Genomic DNA, 18,632 nt, shown 5'->3' with positions numbered 1-18,632 from the left:
AGCAAGTGGAGTGATTAAGACTAATGAATAGCAAATAGGCGTGCTAGAATCAAAACTCAACACCAGGAAGTGACTTATGCAATGGTCAAACCCGTTAGTGAAATTTTTTTTGAGCACTGAGGCAAAAATAAAATGCCCTGTTTGTCAAAAATATGCTGTGCAATCTCTCGAAAAACAACGGCGTGGTCAGGCGATGATCTGCCCGCATTGTAAAGTGCTTTTCGTACTGGAAGCTGAACAGAGACGATAGTTAACTGAGTCTTCATTAGTTGATGAGCTTAATATTTTTATCAGAAAGCAAACATCCGATAGGTAAAAAAATGCCTCATATACTTGAATGGATTGATATTAATATGCAAATTCCCGGGCTCAAACAGGAATGTGTTGTTCAATTTAAGTCGGGGGAAGTTCAGGGCGGCTGGCTCTATGGTGGCCAATCCCAAGGGGGCGATCACTTTTTTGTCGAAGCACATGCGGAGTATGAGATATCCTTAGATGTGACTTTCTGGATGTCGCTTCCCCCTTGTCATCAGAATACTGAATTAATTATATAGAGTAATCCTGTTGCGTGAAAAATAGTCTAATGTGTTTGTTTGTATATTACATTGCAAAGATCCAATTCCCCATCTTAAGTAATATGCTGCTGATAAATGAAGAAGATTATCTCCATGAATGGATTTTCGTTAATGTTGACAGAAGTATCTGGTTGGGAATAAGTGTTGTTATTTTATTGATTGAAGTCATTTTTGACAATTACTGATGTCTGATGAATTTATTTTTAGGGGTTTCTGTTCGTTAGCGTTATATCACTTTAAGGGACAATTATGTATACAGATGATGATAGACGCATGCTGGTTTCTGATGCCATTCATAAAGCAGTACGGAAACTTATGAACTCTGGTCATGAAGTGACAAGGAAAGCAACAATTTCGGTATTAGAAAAATTCCGCAAAAATGAAAAGGAACCATACTTATCAGATATATATAGAGATGCCTCTCTGATGGTCAGGAATGGTAGGATTTAGTTTTGTATTTAACATTCTCTTATACAAATCTTTTTCCTTTGACGCCGTACTCCATGTTGACTCACATAACCACTCTGGCGATTTCCGCTGTTGCCACTAAGCAGTCATAGCCCTTAGTCTCCCAACGACATCGGCCGCTCCCCTCCCGGCGGCAACCCAAACAATCTCCGCACCCCATTTAGAAAGGCCCCATACGGCCGCCCGAGAAACAGCATCATCAATGTGGCACCGAGTGTGCCGCGCGCTAATCCACTGCCGGATGCGCCACTAAAAGCTATAATGGCGGCATAAATTGGGACCTGAAAACTGACCAGAGCAGCACTGTCCCACAAGAGCTTCGAGACCCGGCTTGTTCCTGCGCGTTTCATCAGCCAGTCTCGCCACAGACCGTAAGGACGAGCAACCGGCACCATAAGAATTGCACCAATTAAACGTGCATGCAGTACCTGATCCCACGCCATCCCAGCGACCCATCGTTCATTGATAATGCCGGTTGTAGTGAAAAACAAAATCAGTGCAGTTGTATCTGCAACAAAAGCAGTAAGGCGTTTGCTCGGCTCCTGAGGTTTAGACAAAAGGCATTTCCTGTTTTGGCATCGAGAGGATAGGGGGAAATTTTAAGAAAGTTTAATTATGTATGTTTTATTGAATACATCTTTTTGAAGAAGCGCCAGAATTTTGACTTCAGGTGCAATTTAATCTGAGCCATTTCTCTTACCGGTCACATAACGGACATAACTGACCAGTAATGAGTGAATCGCCACGGGAACGGGGTCACTCCAGCCCGATATGACACCGGGCTTAAAAAATCAGGACTGAGGTTGACCGACGGGCCCCTGACCCTGTGGGCCACCCGGTACGGATTGCTCACTTGGTGCATGAGGACGACCATCGGGACCCACAGCAGGTCCTGGCTCCTGACAACCAGCCAGCGTCATCAGACTGGCGACAATAAACATCCCACCTAAAAAGCTCTTCATAAACTTCCTTTCTTAAGATCAGGCAACCCAGCGTTGCCCATTAAGCCTGGTCATGTCTACCTGCTTATGAAAGCGAGGCGGCAAAACTAAATCCCTTTTGCTACCAATGTGTTCGTGAGTTGCTTAATGAATCATGTTGATATGAGCGGTCAAGTGTCGATACTGTATATAAATACAGTTAAGGCAAATTAAGTGATTACCATGCCCCGTGATTATGAAATTCTGATCGCCTTCAGGCAGGCGATAAACCGTGATGCCGTTGGCCGCTATACCATCAGCACCACTGACTTTGTGAAGGAACTTGAACGCCTGAACTGGCACTACACACTACGTGCCGCTAACAAGTGGATTGAGATGCACACGACGACCTTCAGGGACATCTCACCGGAGGAGGGTGAAGAAAGGGTTTTTCAGGTATTCAATCCCAATGGTTAAGTGGATGGCATTTAGTGAAACGGGGGGAGTTCAACTTAACTTCGGTGAGGTTGAAAAAAAACACATGAACCGGCCTTGAGTCCAGTTCATGTGGAGAGTGCTGACAATCCGATATTTTTTTTATTTGCCCGCCCTGCTGATCAGTATCACCAGGGCGTGGGTCCCCAATGGGTCTGGGCCAGAAACACAATCACCAGAACCAAGACAGTGGTGACTGCAGGTATGATCAGGTATCGCATATTCAGTCTCCTGCATGTCTTATGACAAGCATTTGAATCAATGGCAACCCGCGTGCATTCTTCACTGAATTGTTTACATGACCAGATTGCTGATCGACCGCAGGTTTAGGATTTCAGAACCAGTTCAGATACTCAGATAAACCAATAACCAAAACGACAACTGCAACAATGTTCAGTACAACGACAAATCTTGGTGAAACATCCATAAGTCACCTGTATTCAGTGCGTGCTGTTATGGTGCAGAAGGGTTTGCAGTCATTGACCAGCAAACAGAGTCTTACCACCACGTTGGTGGAATAAAGCCAGCTGTCAGATCGGTCAGCCGAGTGACGTTGTCACAAATACTTGCAGTGATAGGGTGCAGTCATCATGACCTAACTAACTCAGCGCTTCGCATTACTGTTCCTGTCCCTAACACCCGATCATTTGCTCATAAAGCATAGTGCAGGTCTGTATCAACCAAAAGCGGAGCCGTGGAAGGATATAGATTAGCTTTGCCTTTACATAACGGCATTAGGTTAAATGACTCGAATAGCCTGATACCGGACGCTCAACAGTTAAAAAAAAAACCGCACAAGGCGGGCAAAATTCGTTACATGGGATAATCTCCATATAAGTTATAACGTTAGGTTATCTTGAAAGTTCGGATTTTCGTTCTATTTTTATTTTTAATTCAAACTGACGCTCACCACGGGCGGGAAAGCGATGAGAGAACACAGAGCAGGAATGATTGGCTGTGCCATTGGAACGGCTGTAATTGAACTGACCGCGAGAGGCGTGGCAATAAACAAGAAGAACATACTCTATGAGCTTGAGAGGATTGCTGCTTCGTCAAAGGACATACAGGTCAAGGCCTTTGCATTAGACGCGGCAAAGCTGTTAAGAAAGGGCGAGGAGCTGATACCAGGTTAGATTTCTGAAGGGGATTACCCCCGCCATTGTGACTGGCAGAGGTAATGTTGTTGCGATTCAAGGTTCATCTATCCGCGAAACCTTCAGGTGTGCACTCTCTCCTTTGCCGAATACTTTACCGCTGACACGCACCTTATCTTCAGCACTGTAAGTCTTCCCTTTGAAGGTGGAAGCTGGCGCATCAATGATGACTGTCCCTGAGCTGTCGCGGAACTGGTACGTGTCGCTACCCACCTTTTTAACGATGTATCCTTCAAGTGTGACGTATCCCCCCTGACGGAAATCTTTAATAAGTGAGACCGGCGTCTCGGCTGTGTCTTCTGATCCTTTGTAACCTGCATCCTCTTTTTGCTGCGGAGGAGGGGTTTTCCCCTGTTCGAACCCACCTTGTTCGGCATATGCGCCGAAACTCAGCATCAGCATAACTGCGAACCATGAGGCTTTGTTCATATCATTCTCCCTTTATGAATAACTCAGCTATAAGTCTGGCACACGATAAAAAGAATTCACCGAATCGACAGAGCCCGATGCTCTGACATCAAATGCAGCAAAGTCACATCCATCGGACATAACTGGATGTAACTTTTAAACAGTCAGGCAGGCACAGAGAGGGCTTTATGACTGCGTGACCAGATACGGTGTTCTTTCATTGCATCAATAAATGCACTGAGCACCGCACCATCTGACTGGTCTCCATCAACGATCCCTTCTTCAGCTTCATCGTCTTTCAGCGCAAACTGCGTTTTGAAACGTCTGGCTTCACCACTGAGACCAATCACTTTCAGGTGCTTGTACGCTTCAAGCAGGAAGTATCGGCTGTCACCACTCAGCAGCAACGCATCAATATTGCCGTCAGGCACAAACACAGCATCAAACGTCAGAGAAGGGAGCCCGGCAAAGGTCGCATCAACAGGTAAAACGGAACCGTCATCAGCGCGGACTTGCCCCATGTGTGAAGCCAGTAATTTTGTATGTACACCTACAGCCTTGAGCCCCTGTAATACTGCGAGCACATCAGCAGACTTGACCCCATCACTGATAAGCAAAGCAACCTGGCGACCTTTTATCTCGCCATCAGGTTTTGCGTAGAGGCTGAGGCTAAGGTCTTTATCCAGACCATTTACAGCAGGTGCTGGTGTGGTATTCAACTGCTCGTCGGTTAACGAAATCCCCAGGTTTTCGGCTACACCCTGTGCCAGAGCGATGTCTATATTCAGTAAATGATCGATAACGCGCTCACGAATATACGGGCGTGCAACTTTGCTTAACTCAAATGAGTAGGCACCGATAATATGCTCCTGCTCGACAGGTGTCTGGCTTAACCAGAATAACCGTGGCTGAGAGTAATATTCACCAAACGAAGGGCTCCGCTCGCGCACCTTATGCCCTTCAATGCGTTCCTGATAGCTGTCAAATCCACCTCCCTCAGCTGCAGGGGGCGTTTCTCGTGGCCAGTTATCGTTGATCGAGTTAGGCTCATAATTCGCTGGATTAGTATCAATGTCCTGGCGATGCATGCCCTGACGCTGGAAGTTGTGGTATGGACAAACCGGACGATTGATGGGGATCTCATGAAAATTCGGACCGCCCAGACGACTGATCTGCGTATCGGTATAAGAGAAGAGTCGGCCCTGCAGTAATGGATCGTTGGTAAAATCCAGCCCGGGAACAATGTGTCCTGGATGGAAGGCTACCTGTTCTGTCTCAGCGAAGAAATTGTCCGGATTGCGGTTCAGTACCATTTTTCCCACGATCTCCACCGGTACCAGCTCTTCCGGGATGAGTTTGGTTGCATCCAGAATATCAAAGTCAAATTTGAACTCATCCTCCTCAGGGATGAGCTGTAGACCTAATTCATATTCAGGAAAATCGCCGGCTTCTATCGCTTCCCACAGGTCCCGACGATGAAAATCCGGGTCACGTCCGGTCAGCTTCTGTGATTCATCCCAAAGCAAGGAGGCTTTACCCGCAACTGGCTTCCAGTGAAAGCGCACAAAGGTAGCTTTGCCCTCTGCATTGATGAGACGGAAGGTATGAATACCAAAACCTTCCATAGTCCGATAGCTGCGGGGGATCCCACGGTCGGACATCGCCCAGATAACGTTGTGTAGTGTTTCTGGCTGCAGCGAAACATAGTCCCAGAAAGTGTCATGCGCACTCTGACCCTGGGGGATTTCATTGTGCGGCTCGGGCTTAACGGCGTGAACAAAATCAGGGAATTTAAGCGCATCCTGAATAAAGAACACCGGCGTGTTGTTTCCGACTAAATCAAAAACACCCTCATCGGTATAGAACTTTGTGGCAAATCCGCGGATGTCTCGCACCGTATCAGCCGATCCCGCGCCGCCCTGCACAGTAGAAAAACGAACAAATACAGGCGTTACCTGATCGGTATCGGACAGGAAATGTGCCTTAGTCAGCTCCTTTAATGAGCGGTAAGGCTGAAAATATCCGTGCGCTGCTGAACCTCGCGCATGAACGATGCGTTCGGGGATGCGCTCATGATCAAAATGCGTAATTTTTTCCCGCATGATGAAGTCTTCAAGCAGGGTAGGACCACGTGCGCCAGCACGTAATGAGTTCTGGTCATTGGCGATCCGCGTTCCCTGATTTGTCGTCAGACTCTGGTCCGTGCCATTTTTACGGTGCGCCTCAAGCTGCTCAAGTTTGGCGTTCTGCGTCTCAGGTGCTTTAAGGCTGCCTGGCGATGTGGGCTGCTTTCCAGGCGGAGTAGGTTCGGACGGCGGCTGATGTGAACCATCTCCAGGTGCAAGGGAACCCATTCCCGGTTGTGAGGACTCAGGCCCCTTTAATGGAGCACGTTGCTCTAAAGCTTTTTTTGATGTTTCATTCGACATTGCCATTATCCCATTAGAGTTATCAATTCACCCTATGAAATATAGGTCAAAAAGGGAGTGGTGAAATATTTTAGGGATACTCTGTTGTTCCCGCTTTGCTTATTTTCATGTGTGTGTTGGTTGTCAATCAGAAAAGGTGGTGTATTAGATCTTTATTTAAGCGTAGCCGTAAGGCTGAAGGGTCTGGGAAAATTAATGAATCAAATGAGAGGGTGGGTTATTGAAAATAATGTTATGAAGAAAATCATTATTTTTAAGCCCTTTGATGGTAAGTGCTGTTGAAGAAGAACAGAAATTTTACGATCCGCTTATTTTTTGTGCTCCTATCTTTATCAAAATCAAAGGGAACAGAATCACAAAAACACAGCGTTCCCACCAGACAACATTTACTGTCAATGGTGGGAACGATTTATCAAAGTTGATATTCCTAAGAAATTAAAATCAATGATGCCTTTCATTTGTTAAAACAGTATGAGGTTGTGTACGTCTGCCAATGCGACCAAAAACAGCAGCCAGCAGAGCTTCGATGATTAAAATAAAGAAAGTGAACCAGCTTGCCTTGGCAGTAACAGCGGCAGCTTTTTCAGCTGCTTCGCGAGCTTTTTGCTCAGCCTGCTGCTTCAGTTGCTGAAACTGAGCAACGGCTTTCTGATAGCTGTCAGCCGTCTGGTTAACAATCTGCTCGGCTTCCTGATCGCTCTTACCCGTACGGGCTTTAATAACGTTTTTTAGTGCCTCACGGTCAGCTGCCTGAAGCGTATCTGAATGGCGATTAATGACACCCTGTATCCAGTTTACGATATCGTTGTCAGCGTTCTGAGGATTCTGAGCTGTTTCCTTAGCCTGATCCTCTGCACCGTTAGCCTCTTTACTCACGTCCTGCTGGAGCTTCTCAGGTTGCAGTTCAGGTTTACCAGTCTGACGGAGAGTGGTTTGTAATTCGTTTTGTAACTGATCGAGGTTTATATTGTTTTCCTGAAGCTTTTCCTTAGCGATGTTGCCAATGGAAGGCGCTACTGCCGAAACTCCGCTACCAACCGCACTTGCGCCCGCACCCAGAATAGAAAATGCTCCTCCGATTACACCGCTTGCCAGTGAAAACGCCAGCCATAGCGTTATGAGCGTACTGACGCCAAACATCAGCAAACCATGAAGGGCTCCTTCACGCTGAGCAAGCCGGCCCGCAACGTAACCCCCGGCAATTATGGCGAGAAGCATACTGACGCCGGTCCAAATGAGCGCACCAGTTCCGATATGATCGAGGGGATTAGATTCCTTTTGAGGATCAATAACAGATGCACCTATCGCAGTACCTAAAATACCCAGCAAAAGATGAATAATTAGCGCAGCGATTACACCAGCAATTACAGCGCTCCATGAAATTCGTTTTAGCGGAAATCCGCCAGCGGCTTCTGTTACAACAACACCATCATTAATCCAGGGTTCAGCCATGACTGTTCTCCCAAGAATCTCTTGTTAATAAAATGAAATAAAACCCAGCCGTTATTGTTTAGCGTAGTCATTAAATTAAAATGCACCAAATGCGCACCCATGTTTATTCTGATGGAGTAAGCGAGCCGTCATAGAAGGGCTGGATTAGGTAGATGAATATTTATGAAATGCAAGAGGCAGAGTGATTTACCCTGCGCTGAGAAAGAACTTTAGTGTCAATTACTCTTGCCATAGTTTCCATTTAATCTCAGTCAGGAAAGTTGGATATTACTCATCGAACGTAATTGTTGGTATGAACATACTTTGGCTATGAATGATTACCATATCCCCTATAGGAGGAAAATAAGCCAAGCGCAAAAGTGATGATATGGAACTTATCCTTTGGATACTCAAGGTGATTATTTACCATGTGTATCAGATGCAAAATCTTAACTCTTCGAGTTGAACAACATGCAGATAAAGATTTACCTCTCATTTCAGAAAAAACGCATAAAGAATTCTCACTAAATTTAGATATTCTTCTAAAATTATTTTGGATATTACAAATATTGCTATCCTTACTGGGCCACTCTAAAACAGAGTCTGTGTTGGTTCCCGCAAGGTTTGATTCTTGAATAAGATATGTAAGAGGGAAAGTCATGCCGACACTAAATTACGAATTCTATACGATAAGCGCACCGGAACACGACGGACGTTGTACGCTTCATCGTAGCCAGTGTATAAGATTACCTGCCAGAGAAAAACGACTGTTTTTAGGGTCATTTACCTCTGCCACTCAGGCATCTCAGTACGTTATGGCGCAACATCACTCATGGCATCTTTCAGAATGCGTATTCTGCCTGAATTCAAGCGATGCCATCCACAGAACATCCTCTGTAAACTAACCGCCAGACTTCCTGCTTAAGATGAATGTCATCCACTGGGGCATTCATCCATGTGCATCGAATTGCCTTCCTTCAATGAGGTGCAGTTTGATAATGACAGGTATGGTTTCTCACTGAGGATACGAAGTCCTTTCGCACCGCATCGTCATTTCAGCTATGACTGGTACCATTTTCTTTGTTCTGCTTACAGTGTCCCTGTTTCAACTCTCTAAGCGTCGGATGATGTCTTCCTGTATCAAGCTGGCGAGTTCTGGCTTCTCCAGCACTGATGTTGTTATCAGGTACTGCGAATATGAATTTTTCATACCCCTCGGTATAAGATGATCGGGCGGCATAATCCGTTGTGTCAGGGGACCGTGCTTTGTCATCAAAACCATCATGACTACCTACCAGCAGTGAAACTGCGAAGAAAGTGATTTTTAGCATGATTCTATCCTGGGTAAGTGGAGACGATTAGTCTGGAAGTGATCTGAATGAAACGCGTCTAATCCTACTCGTTGGGTGAGGAGTGCCGGAGGTATGCATCGACCGGGCAAAGGGTAATTCAGGCTGCGTTAACTTTAATGACTTTTCCATGCTCAGTAAGTCAAACGCTCATCTATCGCAAGGCTGAATGGCCCATTTTGGCGTCCGAAAATTGTCCGAACACGCAATCCTAAAAAATGGATAACTGTTTGATAGTAATGATAAGTATGCGTAGCTATTGAAAGGATTTTTCGGTGTGGTTTTAACTTATCTGACTGATATAAAACATAAAATGTCGTTTAGCATTCAAAGGATGGTCATATCAGCTGTAAACATGGTTTTTCTCCTTGTGGGTTACGGCTGAATAGTACGGGGCACTGTGACAGAATCTGTCAGGAGACGCTGCTGGACTGTAACAAAAGCAGTGCACCGCAATCTTGGATCCTGAGATTTTTGCAAATTGCCTTTCATGATTTGGCTTCAATATACTGGTGTAAGATCAAGGCTTTTAATTGAAACTGTTTTATTGACTAAATTATCTCACAGTGAAAAGAGCCAAAGTTTTAATTTCTTCTCTACCTAATATTTTTAGAACAGTAATCACTCTGAATAGAGGAAATGTAAAAAAGACATGAGTTTCATCAGGTTGCCTTTTTATGCCATTTATCATCATTTCCCTTCTCATACTTCTGTTTAACGGCTGACCAGGCAACTTTGTGTGAAACTTCTTCATGCGAGCTGTTATCCTTGCGGTCTTTTTTCTCTTTATACTCATCCCACGCACTGTTGAATGCGGCAAGATAAATATCCTGTGCATGTGCAGGAAGAACATTCTTCACGCTATCAGGTAATTCATTACGAGTTTGATAAGGCATGAGCAATCCTCTTTTTGATTTCAATTTATATCATGGTTCAAATTTGAATATTAGCAACGTAAGGTTTAAAATCTATTGAATTCATATGGTTAATGGTGTTGCTTCGTGTTGTCGATGCGATTGCTCAATGGGAAAAACTTCTCTGTTAATCATTCAAGATAGATAATGCATTGCAGGATGGTAACAATCTGGTTCATTTATGAAAATATTCCGAGGTGAGCAGAGTACATGTTCAAGGGACTGAGCCTACTCGATAATTAACTACTCAACTCGAGAGGGAGGTAATTAATACTAAACGAAGCGTAAATAGTGCCTTGACTGTCACTGGAATTATCAGATTTAAGCCAGGCGAGGCGATGTCATTAAGTGGCTGTGTCATCAAGAAGTGGCCCTTTCATTATTGTAAAAATTTACTAGCCTTAATATTGGCTAATTGATTAATACTCATATTAAAGAGGTTTTTGATGACAAACGAAGCGGTTAATAATCTTACAGACTTCCCGGTTCCTCCCTTTAAAAAGCAGCCACAATCTTCTCCTGGTCTGGCATCCCAGATGAACCCTGTGCCGGATCATGGTGAAACCAGTTACACCGGTCATGGTAGGCTTTCAGGTAAAAAGGCACTTATAACGGGTGGTGATTCAGGTATCGGTCGGGCCGCAGCGATAGCCTTTGCCAGAGAGGGAGCCGATGTTGCCATAGGATATCTTCCTGAAGAGGAAAGTGATGCACAGGAAGTCATCGAATTGATCCAGAAAGAAGGCAGAAAAGCCATTGCCTTACCCGGTGATATCAGGAGTGAAGAATTTTGCACTGAGCTGGTTGAAAGGGCGGTCGCCGAACTTGGGGGACTGGATGTTCTGGTGAATAACGCGGGCCGACAGCAATACTGCTCATCCATTCGTGACCTGACGACAGAGGCTTTTGACGCAACTTTCAAAACCAATGTTTATGCCCTGTTCTGGATTACCAAAGCGGCGTTAAGACATCTGTCAAAAGGGGCCAGTATTATCAACACCTCATCAGTGCAGGCCTATGATCCCAGTGACATTCTTCTGGACTACGCCCAGACGAAAGCCTGTATAGCAGCCTTTACTAAATCCCTCGCTAAACAGTTGGGCCCTGAAGGTATTCGTGTTAATGCCGTGGCCCCCGGTCCTTACTGGACACCGTTACAGCCTTCTGGTGGTCAGCCTCAGGAAAAACTCACTCAGTTTGGCGAAAAAGCCCCGCTAGGCCGTCCCGGACAGCCTGTTGAGATTGCGCCTCTGTATGTCTTACTGGCATCAGATGAAACGCCATTTACTTCTGGTCAGGTCTGGTGCTCCGACGGTGGGACGGGCACCCTCTGAACCTGAAGACATACTTAATCCTCATCCACGGCAAACCCCGCCATCCTCAGATGGCGGGCACAAGTTACTGGGTGATTTCAGGATGCTGATCAACTAAATTGCGGCGTTTTTTCTTCAGTTCCTCAATTCTTTCATCTATGTCTTCGATGCGTTGCTCAATACCATCGTGATGTTCCTGTAGTAACTCTTTAGCCTCTTCGAGTGATGAGGCCGCAGGGGTATCGCCATAAAGAGGTTTATTCGCTGTCTCTCTTAAAGTGAAGCCGGTGACAACCCCGATTGCTCCTACAACCATCAGATACCACGCAGGCATATAAAGGTTACCGGTTTCTTCAACCAACCACGCAGTCAGAGTAGGCGTGACGCCCGCAACCAGAATCGAAATGTTATAGGTACTGGCCAGTGCACTGTAACGTACCTCTGTCGGGAACAATGCCGGCAGTGTTGCAGCCATCACACCAATGAGACAGTTCAGTATCACAGCCTGAATAAACAGGCCAAAAAAGAGCGCAACAACACTGTGATGGGTGATCAACATGAATGATGGAATGGACAAAATGACCATGGCCACACTGCCAATAATGATAAATGGACGCCGTCCAAACTTATCACTCAGCAATCCCATGATGGGCTGTACAAACAGCATGGCCAGCATGATAACGACAATGATCAACACGCCACGGTCTTCAGAGTAATGCAAGTTGTGTGTCAGATAGCTTGGTACGTAAGTTAACAGCATGTAGTAAGCGACATTGGTGGTGATCACGATACCAATGCAGGATATAAGATTACGCCAGTGCTTTCGGGCAACTTCCTTGAACGGAACTGAAGGCCCCTCGCTCAGACCCTGTTTAGAACCCTGTTCAAGTGAATCGACGTGCTTCTGAAATGCTGGCGTTTCTTCAAGCGCATGGCGCAGATAAAGTCCAATCAGCCCCAGTGGTAATGCCATAAAGAAGGGGATACGCCAGCCCCAGTCATTAAACTTTTCCTGTCCGAGTATGGTGGTAAGCAGCACAACGACACCCGCTCCACAGACAAATCCCACCAGTGAGCCGAAATCAAGCCAGCTTCCTAAAAAACCACGCTTACGGTCGGGGGAATATTCTGCGACAAAGATTGAAGCACCGGTGTATTCCCCTCCGACTGAAAATCCCTGGACCATTTTTGCAATCAGCAGCAGAACAGGCGCCCAGAAGCCAATGGAGGCATAGGAAGGTATCAGTCCGATGCTGAAAGTGCTGAAAGTCATCAGTATGATCGTAATAGCCAGAATTTTCTGTCGGCCGTATTTATCACCCAGCACGCCAAAAAACATACCACCCAGCGGTCGGATGATGAACGGAACAGAAAACGTCCCCAGAGCCGCAATGATCTGAATACCCGGTGAGGCATCAGGGAAAAAGACTTTCCCCAAAACAGCAGCGACATAGCCGTAGACGCCGAAATCAAACCATTCCATAGCATTACCCAAGGCGGCAGCGGTAATCGCTTTTTTCAGACGGCCATCATCTATGATTGTCACGTCCTTAAGACGCATCGGTTTTACTTTTTTTCTTCTGATACTAAGCATTTCCCTTCCCTTAAAATCAATGAATTACTACAAGTACCTGGTTATAAACTAAACGGTTCGACTTCATGACATTCGAAACATGAATCATTGAACCACCTACATCATAGACATAAATTTACAATCTGCCGGGTTAGGTCAGTTGAGCGCCTTGATTACTTGATAGACTTTGAGTTCTTAAAGATTAAGTTGGAAAAGGGGGGAGCAGAGAGGGATGATGGCTGCCTGAAAATTCAGCGTCTGTTGGTGGAGGCGGAAATTTGTGTATAACTTGCCACAGGGAAATAAGTCTCTGGTGGCTAGCGATCTGCAATGTCGTCAGACCATTTAATAAGTCCACCAGTTTCCTGACAGGCAGTTATTCCAGGCTTTGGCTTTCATTTTAAAAAAACAACTATAACTATAATTCAAAATTAATATTTGTTGAGGTGTGTTTGAGCAAACTGGAGTCAGATGTTGAAATCGTTGCGGTTAAGTTGAGAAAACTTGCTGCTTTTCACCAATCGGGAATGAGCCTTACTGAAGTAAAATTGCAGGTTGATGCAACTATTCAACAAATGAAAGAAACCTTGGATAAAGACAAAACACAGCAGGCAATCAAATGGACTGAGTTGCTCAATTCACTTGAAAAGTTCAACAGAAACACAGTCCATCCGATGTGGATGGCGGTAATTAAGCATGCAAAGTTCCGCATCAAGAGTCGTATTCAAACTGCTGTCTACTGCAGGAAACACTTCAAAGGCAATGCGTATTAATTAGAATCAGCTGATACAAATTGCTAGTCATAATGTACTTCATGTTTTAAAAACTAATGAAATTGGGTGCCGTTCCCAAGAAGGAGGGAATGGTGTCAACATACCCTTCATAAAATTCATCGGAATTGTCCAGGTAATAAACGTAGTCATCCAAATTAAATTGTGACGGGATCTGATTAACATCATTAAAAGTCCTAAATATGCTCTGGTAAGATATGTTTTACCATGAGATTGAATGCGCTAGAATAAAACCTGAGGACAAAGCGTAAGCCCATATCTTCAGGAGATATCAAAATGGAAAGCATAGAAAAAATTATTGGTGAAGCGGCATATCGGATTCTGCTACGTCAGGAAAAAGTCGACGTTGCACAGTTGTACAGAGAGTTGAAAAGCATGGCCTCGGAAGAGGAGTCAGGACTTCGCCAGACCACAATCATCCATGCAATGGCGTGGCTACAGGATTACCGCCAGCCATCATCTACTGATCAACCTCCACTCGATCCCTTGCGAGGACTTCATTCGAGTGAGTTTGCCATTCGGATGGCAACATAAGATTTGGATAAAAAGTAATATTTAAAATGCACTTAAAACGTGATTTGGCGTATGTCACTACTGGCGATTTTAAATTCATGTTTATCAGGTGCAGAGGGTAGAAATAGCACTTTTTGCAACAAAAAAAGATGCGGTGGTTTTATATTCTTGTACAACTTTACTAAAACTGTACAACTAACCGGGCGGCATAACTCAACGTCCATTTGGGAGTCATACTATGCGTCAGAATGGATACACGCCAAACTCCTCGGAAGCGATTGCCCAGTACTTTTCAAGAGCGTCGTTACCGTCTCAACAAGAGACTTTGGGTCAAATTGTTGTTGAAATTCTGCGGGAAGGCCGCAACCTTAACCGGAAATCGCTTTGCACCAAACTCCTGCGCCGCATGGAGCTTTCTGGCAACGCGGAAGAAGAGCGCCACTATCACCAGTTGATTGGTCTACTGTTTGATCGTGAGAGCTAAGAGCAGTATTTGTCCAGGTTGTACAGCTTTTGTCTTACTGATGTCGCATTGGATTTGTACAACTCGTGAATGATAGATTTCATTATGGTCCTTCGCGAACCTTCAAATTGACGCACATTTCCTGAAAGACATGCAGCAATCAGAGACGAGTATGAACAGAAGTGATTTACAGAAAATAATTGATGAAATCATAGGCGAAGCTACGCTGGCGTTGCTCATCAAGGCTGGACCGATTAGCAATATCGCACTGATTAATCAGCTCAAGGTTATGCAAGAACAGGCTGAACAAGAGACCCGCCGGCAGCACATTGCGCTCGCGATCAAAGAAGTGAATGAGTGTATTGCCGTTAATCAGGGAGTTAAGCGCAAAAACAATGACGAGGATAGCGTTGTTTATCTCTTTCCTGAAAGCTACGGGGGTGGGAATCAACGTAAGCACTGAACTGACTCAGGTAAGCCGGACATTAATCGATAACAGGACAGGATAATGCAAAAGCCTCAAGACACTCTCTCAGCTATACCCGATGAAGAGCTTGCCATGCATTTTCGTGAGAACGGTGCGGTGCTTAGCGATGAGGCAGCCGTTCTGAGTATGATCATTCCCCGTCTACTGGCTACTGAAGGGCACGTTAGCAATAAGTCGATTATTCTTAGTTTGATCTCTGCGCTTGAATCCACTAATGATGAAGCCGAAATGGAAATTTTGCGCAAAACGCTCGGCATTGTCGTGGGCTACACCCCGGACGATGCGTGAATATATTTCGAATGAGGTGCTAATGCATTAACTCAGATAGTAGACGTATTATGCCTGCATATCTCACTTTTACGTCGTCATCGATTTCACGTTCCTTCAATTTATGCATTGCTTGAGAAAGTGCGTGAAGCTCGAAGGGAATTCCCTCTCTAATAAACTGCCTCACCGTTTCGCCTAACAGAGCAAGCATTTCTTGCGTAATTCGTTCATCATGCCCCACTTGACCTCCAAAATATGTATGCACATCCAGTTTGGCATATTCCTTGGAGAGTCGACACCTGTTTTTGATGTCATCGCATTTTAAATTAAATTCGTTGGTGTTTATAAGCGGTGTATGGCTTCGCTTATAAAAATATTTTCCTTCCGCAGTATTCGCTCTGATAAGTGAATTGCTATTAAAATAATAAAAAAATTGGTTTATAAGCGAAGCGTTAAATATGAGGTTTTTTATAACTCTCCAAAAAATGGTGAAAGGATCCAATGAGGTCAACGAGACTCAAAATGTCATCAGTACTCTTTTTTTTCAATGGTACCTATCGCTTTCACGCGAAATGTTCACAACAGTGGACCAACGCGAGTGGTACAGGCGATTTTACGTTGTTGCTTGGCACTGGAAAAATGGGGCATTGCCACCGCTATCGAATGGGGTGAACGGCACGGAAAATAAAGGGTCTGAAAGGGTCTGTCAGAGGCCAATTGCGAATTAATGTTCGCACTCTCCGTTATAATCCTGATAATGCACGCAGGATCGAACTTAACTGAACGCTGTAAACGGAGAGATGAAATGGTAAATGATTATTTTGCACCCGCCCCAATGGGCATGACGCCGGAACAGCACAAACGTACGATTGCCGTTGCGGCGGCGTTAGCCGTGGCAAAAGAGTCGGTGAGTGCTTCCACTTCCGCGAGCGGCTCTAAAGCTTCATGGGATTTGCAAGCCGTCGCGAATGAGATCGCCAATCTCGCCGATGCGATTCAGGATGCGCTCGAGCCTGACGAAACCATCTGATCGCTACTATCAGGACGGCCTCTACAGGCCGTCTCTGTTTTTTTAAAAATATTTTCTCCAGACTGCATCCAATTCACCTCCTTCATACGTATATCCCGATGTGAGCAAATTCTTCGCTCCCTACAACGAGGATTTATGATGAAAAAGCTATTAGCAATCACCCTGGTTTCTGGCGCTCTGTTTACCGCTACTGCTTTTGCCGCGATGGATTCCGGTTCTGTCATGGTGGGTGGCGCCGCCATGTTCCCGCAGAAAAACATCATTGAAAATGCCCTCAACTCGAAAGATCACACCACCTTAGTGGCGGCAGTGAAGGCGGCAGGTTTGGTAGAGACACTGGAAGGTAAAGGTCCATTTACCGTGTTTGCACCTACCAATGCGGCTTTCGCTAAGCTGCCTGCCGGTACGGTTGATAATCTTCTCAAACCCGAGAATAAAGCCAAGCTCACCAGCATCCTCACTTATCACGTCGTCGCCGGTAAATACGATATGAAAGCGCTGGAGATGAAAATCAAGCAGGGTGGCGGACATGCCGAACTGAAAACGGTGAACGGCCAACCGCTGTGGATTATGAATAATGGCCCGCACAACATTCAGCTCAAAGATGCACAAGGCAATATGGCCAATATCAGCACCTATGATGTGAACCAGAAAAACGGTGTCATTGATGTGATCGATACCGTCCTGATGCCTAAGTAATTGTCTATACTCGGAATAGCTTTCATCGTCTTCCGGGAAAAACATGGATAAGGATTTGGCAGAACAGCAGGTGAAATTAATGCGGGCGATTGCGCAAGGCGATCGCCGCGCATTTGAACAATTGTATCGACTGACCTCGCCCCACCTCTTTGCCATCGCGTTACGCACATTACGCCAGCGTGCCTGGGCGGAAGAGGTGCTGCACGACTGCTTCCTCACCGTGTGGAATCGTGCCGGTACCTATGACGCGACGCTTAGCGCGCCTGTGACGTGGATGACACAGATCGTGCGTAATCGCTGCATCGACTGGCTACGTAGCGGGCAAGCACGCGAGGCAAGAGAGTCACAAGAGTATGATGACCAGCATTTCGCGGAAGAGGGCAGTGAGTCAGAAGCGCAGATTGAGGACGCACAAGCTGCACGGTTACGGCACTGCTTGCAGCATCTCAGCAGTGAGCAACGGCAAAGTGTCACGCTGGCTTATTATCAAGGGATGTCTCACAGCGATATCGCAGCATGGCTGCAGCAGCCCGTCGGATCAGTAAAAAGTTGGATTCGTCGAGCAATGGAGCATCTTCGGGAGTGCGTGGGCCTATGAATACTCATCAACAGCGGGATGATGCGCTGGCATCAGAATATGTGTTGGGGACGTTACGCGGCAATGCCCGACTGCGCTTCGAAAAACGCCTGCGTGAGGAGCCTGAGCTGGCGGCCTGTGTCGCAAGCTGGCAGACGATGCTGGCAGGTCTAGACAGCCATTTGCGGCCAGAAATCCCGCCCGCGCGCGTCTGGAAAAAAATTGTGCTGGACCTGCCTCAGCAAAAAGGGGCGAGACGGCTCAATCCCTATTTAGGTTGGTTAGTCGCAGCGGGACTGGCGGCCTTCACACTGTTCTCAAATTACAGCCAACGTCCTGAAGAGTTTGCCCCGCTGGTGGTGCTTGGCGATGCGCAACAACATGGGCAATGGGTGGTCAGTCGTAGCAGCGATCTTCGCCATCTGAAGTTAACCCCCCTGAAAGCGGTGGCTGTTACCTCCGCCAACAGTTTGCAGTTATGGCTTATTCCTGCGGGTAAACAGCCTGTTTCGCTGGGGTTACTGGCAGCCAATGCACCCACGCAGGTTGAGACCAATAACAGGACGTTGCCAGCAGGTACCGCGATTGCCATCAGCCTTGAACCGCAAGGCGGCTCTCCCACCGGGCAACCCACGGGGCCAGTGCTGTTCAGTGGGGTGTTGTAAGGATATCAGCGATGTAGTGGTCTAATCATTTCGGACACCGCCAGAGGTTTTTCTGCGTTTGCCTCTCTTTTTCAGCCGGCGACAGTCCGCCGTTGAATTTGTGTGGTCGTA

Annotated in this window: 23 protein-coding genes; 13 read left to right on the top strand and 10 right to left on the bottom strand. The window is 46.0% G+C overall.

What is annotated here, in order from left to right; genetic code table 11:
• Nucleotides 1-76 precede the first annotated feature (76 nt).
• On the top strand, nt 77-250 hold the full coding sequence (locus ACPUC8_RS05680; protein ID WP_494925731.1) for a YnfU family zinc-binding protein: 174 nt from the start codon (nt 77-79) through the stop codon (nt 248-250).
• Nucleotides 251-1,138: 888 nt separating this feature from the next.
• Here ACPUC8_RS05680 and alaE read toward each other — a convergent pair.
• The gene (gene alaE / locus ACPUC8_RS05675; RefSeq protein ID WP_494925730.1) at nt 1,139-1,600 is read right to left on the bottom strand and encodes an L-alanine exporter AlaE; all 462 of its coding nucleotides are present in this window, start codon (nt 1,598-1,600) and stop codon (nt 1,139-1,141) included.
• Nucleotides 1,601-1,834: 234 nt separating this feature from the next.
• Nucleotides 1,835-2,005, bottom strand: coding sequence for a hypothetical protein (locus ACPUC8_RS05670; RefSeq protein ID WP_283228206.1), 171 nt, complete (start codon nt 2,003-2,005; stop codon nt 1,835-1,837).
• A gap of 201 nt (nt 2,006-2,206) precedes the next feature.
• Here ACPUC8_RS05670 and ACPUC8_RS05665 point away from each other — a divergent pair, with 201 nt between their 5' ends.
• A complete protein-coding gene (locus ACPUC8_RS05665; protein WP_494925849.1) occupies nt 2,207-2,440 on the top strand; it encodes a DNA polymerase V in 234 nt (77 codons plus the stop codon).
• Between the two features lie 352 nt (nt 2,441-2,792).
• On the opposite strand, the gene ACPUC8_RS05660 is transcribed toward ACPUC8_RS05665, so the two are convergent.
• Nucleotides 2,793-2,885 (bottom strand): hypothetical protein, encoded by a 93-nt coding sequence (locus tag ACPUC8_RS05660; RefSeq protein WP_494925729.1) that lies wholly within the window; start codon nt 2,883-2,885, stop codon nt 2,793-2,795.
• 499 nt (nt 2,886-3,384) lie between these two features.
• On the opposite strand from ACPUC8_RS05660, the gene ACPUC8_RS05655 reads away from it, so the two are divergent.
• Nucleotides 3,385-3,591: a hypothetical protein gene (locus ACPUC8_RS05655; RefSeq protein ID WP_494925728.1), complete on the top strand. Its 207-nt coding sequence runs from the start codon at nt 3,385-3,387 to the stop codon at nt 3,589-3,591.
• Nucleotides 3,592-3,648: 57 nt separating this feature from the next.
• Here the strand turns inward: ACPUC8_RS05655 and ACPUC8_RS05650 are convergent, their stop codons facing one another.
• From ACPUC8_RS05650 to chaB, 5 genes are all read right to left on the bottom strand, one after another.
• Complete coding sequence (locus tag ACPUC8_RS05650) at nt 3,649-4,041, bottom strand: YgiW/YdeI family stress tolerance OB fold protein (protein WP_494925727.1); 393 nt, start codon at nt 4,039-4,041, stop codon at nt 3,649-3,651.
• Nucleotides 4,042-4,184: 143 nt separating this feature from the next.
• Nucleotides 4,185-6,449, bottom strand: a complete 2,265-nt coding sequence (gene katE / locus ACPUC8_RS05645; RefSeq protein ID WP_494925726.1) for a catalase HPII — start codon at nt 6,447-6,449, stop codon at nt 4,185-4,187.
• Nucleotides 6,450-6,890: 441 nt separating this feature from the next.
• The gene (locus tag ACPUC8_RS05640; protein ID WP_494925725.1) at nt 6,891-7,901 is read right to left on the bottom strand and encodes a hypothetical protein; all 1,011 of its coding nucleotides are present in this window, start codon (nt 7,899-7,901) and stop codon (nt 6,891-6,893) included.
• A 1,034-nt stretch (nt 7,902-8,935) separates the two neighbouring features.
• Nucleotides 8,936-9,211 (bottom strand): hypothetical protein, encoded by a 276-nt coding sequence (locus ACPUC8_RS05635; RefSeq protein ID WP_494925724.1) that lies wholly within the window; start codon nt 9,209-9,211, stop codon nt 8,936-8,938.
• Between the two features lie 680 nt (nt 9,212-9,891).
• Entirely contained in the window at nt 9,892-10,125 is a 234-nt protein-coding gene (gene chaB / locus ACPUC8_RS05630) for a putative cation transport regulator ChaB (protein WP_039332800.1), read from the bottom strand.
• Nucleotides 10,126-10,589: 464 nt separating this feature from the next.
• Between chaB and ACPUC8_RS05625 the strand changes: the two genes are divergently transcribed.
• Entirely contained in the window at nt 10,590-11,477 is an 888-nt protein-coding gene (locus ACPUC8_RS05625; RefSeq protein ID WP_494925723.1) for an SDR family oxidoreductase, read from the top strand.
• A gap of 64 nt (nt 11,478-11,541) precedes the next feature.
• Here the strand turns inward: ACPUC8_RS05625 and proP are convergent, their stop codons facing one another.
• Nucleotides 11,542-13,050, bottom strand: coding sequence for a glycine betaine/L-proline transporter ProP (gene proP / locus ACPUC8_RS05620; protein WP_494925722.1), 1,509 nt, complete (start codon nt 13,048-13,050; stop codon nt 11,542-11,544).
• A 431-nt stretch (nt 13,051-13,481) separates the two neighbouring features.
• On the opposite strand from proP, the gene ACPUC8_RS05615 reads away from it, so the two are divergent.
• From ACPUC8_RS05615 to ACPUC8_RS05595, 5 genes are all read left to right on the top strand, one after another.
• Nucleotides 13,482-13,802: a hypothetical protein gene (locus ACPUC8_RS05615; RefSeq protein WP_494925721.1), complete on the top strand. Its 321-nt coding sequence runs from the start codon at nt 13,482-13,484 to the stop codon at nt 13,800-13,802.
• Nucleotides 13,803-14,096: 294 nt separating this feature from the next.
• On the top strand, nt 14,097-14,354 hold the full coding sequence (locus ACPUC8_RS05610; protein WP_039332806.1) for a hypothetical protein: 258 nt from the start codon (nt 14,097-14,099) through the stop codon (nt 14,352-14,354).
• 217 nt (nt 14,355-14,571) lie between these two features.
• Nucleotides 14,572-14,817, top strand: a complete 246-nt coding sequence (gene ycgZ, locus ACPUC8_RS05605; protein ID WP_039332809.1) for a regulatory protein YcgZ — start codon at nt 14,572-14,574, stop codon at nt 14,815-14,817.
• Nucleotides 14,818-14,968: 151 nt separating this feature from the next.
• Nucleotides 14,969-15,259: a hypothetical protein gene (locus ACPUC8_RS05600; RefSeq protein WP_039332854.1), complete on the top strand. Its 291-nt coding sequence runs from the start codon at nt 14,969-14,971 to the stop codon at nt 15,257-15,259.
• Nucleotides 15,260-15,304: 45 nt separating this feature from the next.
• Nucleotides 15,305-15,571, top strand: coding sequence for a biofilm development regulator YmgB/AriR family protein (locus tag ACPUC8_RS05595; RefSeq protein WP_494925720.1), 267 nt, complete (start codon nt 15,305-15,307; stop codon nt 15,569-15,571).
• A 19-nt stretch (nt 15,572-15,590) separates the two neighbouring features.
• On the opposite strand, the gene ACPUC8_RS05590 is transcribed toward ACPUC8_RS05595, so the two are convergent.
• Nucleotides 15,591-16,061 carry a hypothetical protein gene (locus ACPUC8_RS05590; protein ID WP_494925719.1) on the bottom strand — a complete coding sequence of 157 codons (471 nt, stop codon included), beginning with the start codon at nt 16,059-16,061 and terminating at the stop codon, nt 15,591-15,593.
• A 294-nt stretch (nt 16,062-16,355) separates the two neighbouring features.
• Here ACPUC8_RS05590 and ACPUC8_RS05585 point away from each other — a divergent pair, with 294 nt between their 5' ends.
• From ACPUC8_RS05585 to ACPUC8_RS05570, 4 genes are all read left to right on the top strand, one after another.
• A complete protein-coding gene (locus tag ACPUC8_RS05585; protein WP_039332815.1) occupies nt 16,356-16,580 on the top strand; it encodes a hypothetical protein in 225 nt (74 codons plus the stop codon).
• 138 nt (nt 16,581-16,718) lie between these two features.
• Nucleotides 16,719-17,279 (top strand): fasciclin domain-containing protein, encoded by a 561-nt coding sequence (locus ACPUC8_RS05580; protein WP_039332818.1) that lies wholly within the window; start codon nt 16,719-16,721, stop codon nt 17,277-17,279.
• Between the two features lie 43 nt (nt 17,280-17,322).
• Nucleotides 17,323-17,877, top strand: coding sequence for an RNA polymerase sigma factor (locus ACPUC8_RS05575; RefSeq protein ID WP_058973566.1), 555 nt, complete (start codon nt 17,323-17,325; stop codon nt 17,875-17,877).
• On the top strand, nt 17,874-18,521 hold the full coding sequence (locus ACPUC8_RS05570) for an anti-sigma factor (protein ID WP_494925718.1): 648 nt from the start codon (nt 17,874-17,876) through the stop codon (nt 18,519-18,521). Before ACPUC8_RS05575 ends, ACPUC8_RS05570 begins: the two co-directional genes overlap by 4 nt.
• Nucleotides 18,522-18,632 lie beyond the last annotated feature (111 nt).

The sequence above is a fragment of the Pantoea sp. CFCC18177 genome (genome assembly GCF_059412425.1).
This window is presented reverse-complemented; position numbering and strand designations above follow the sequence as displayed.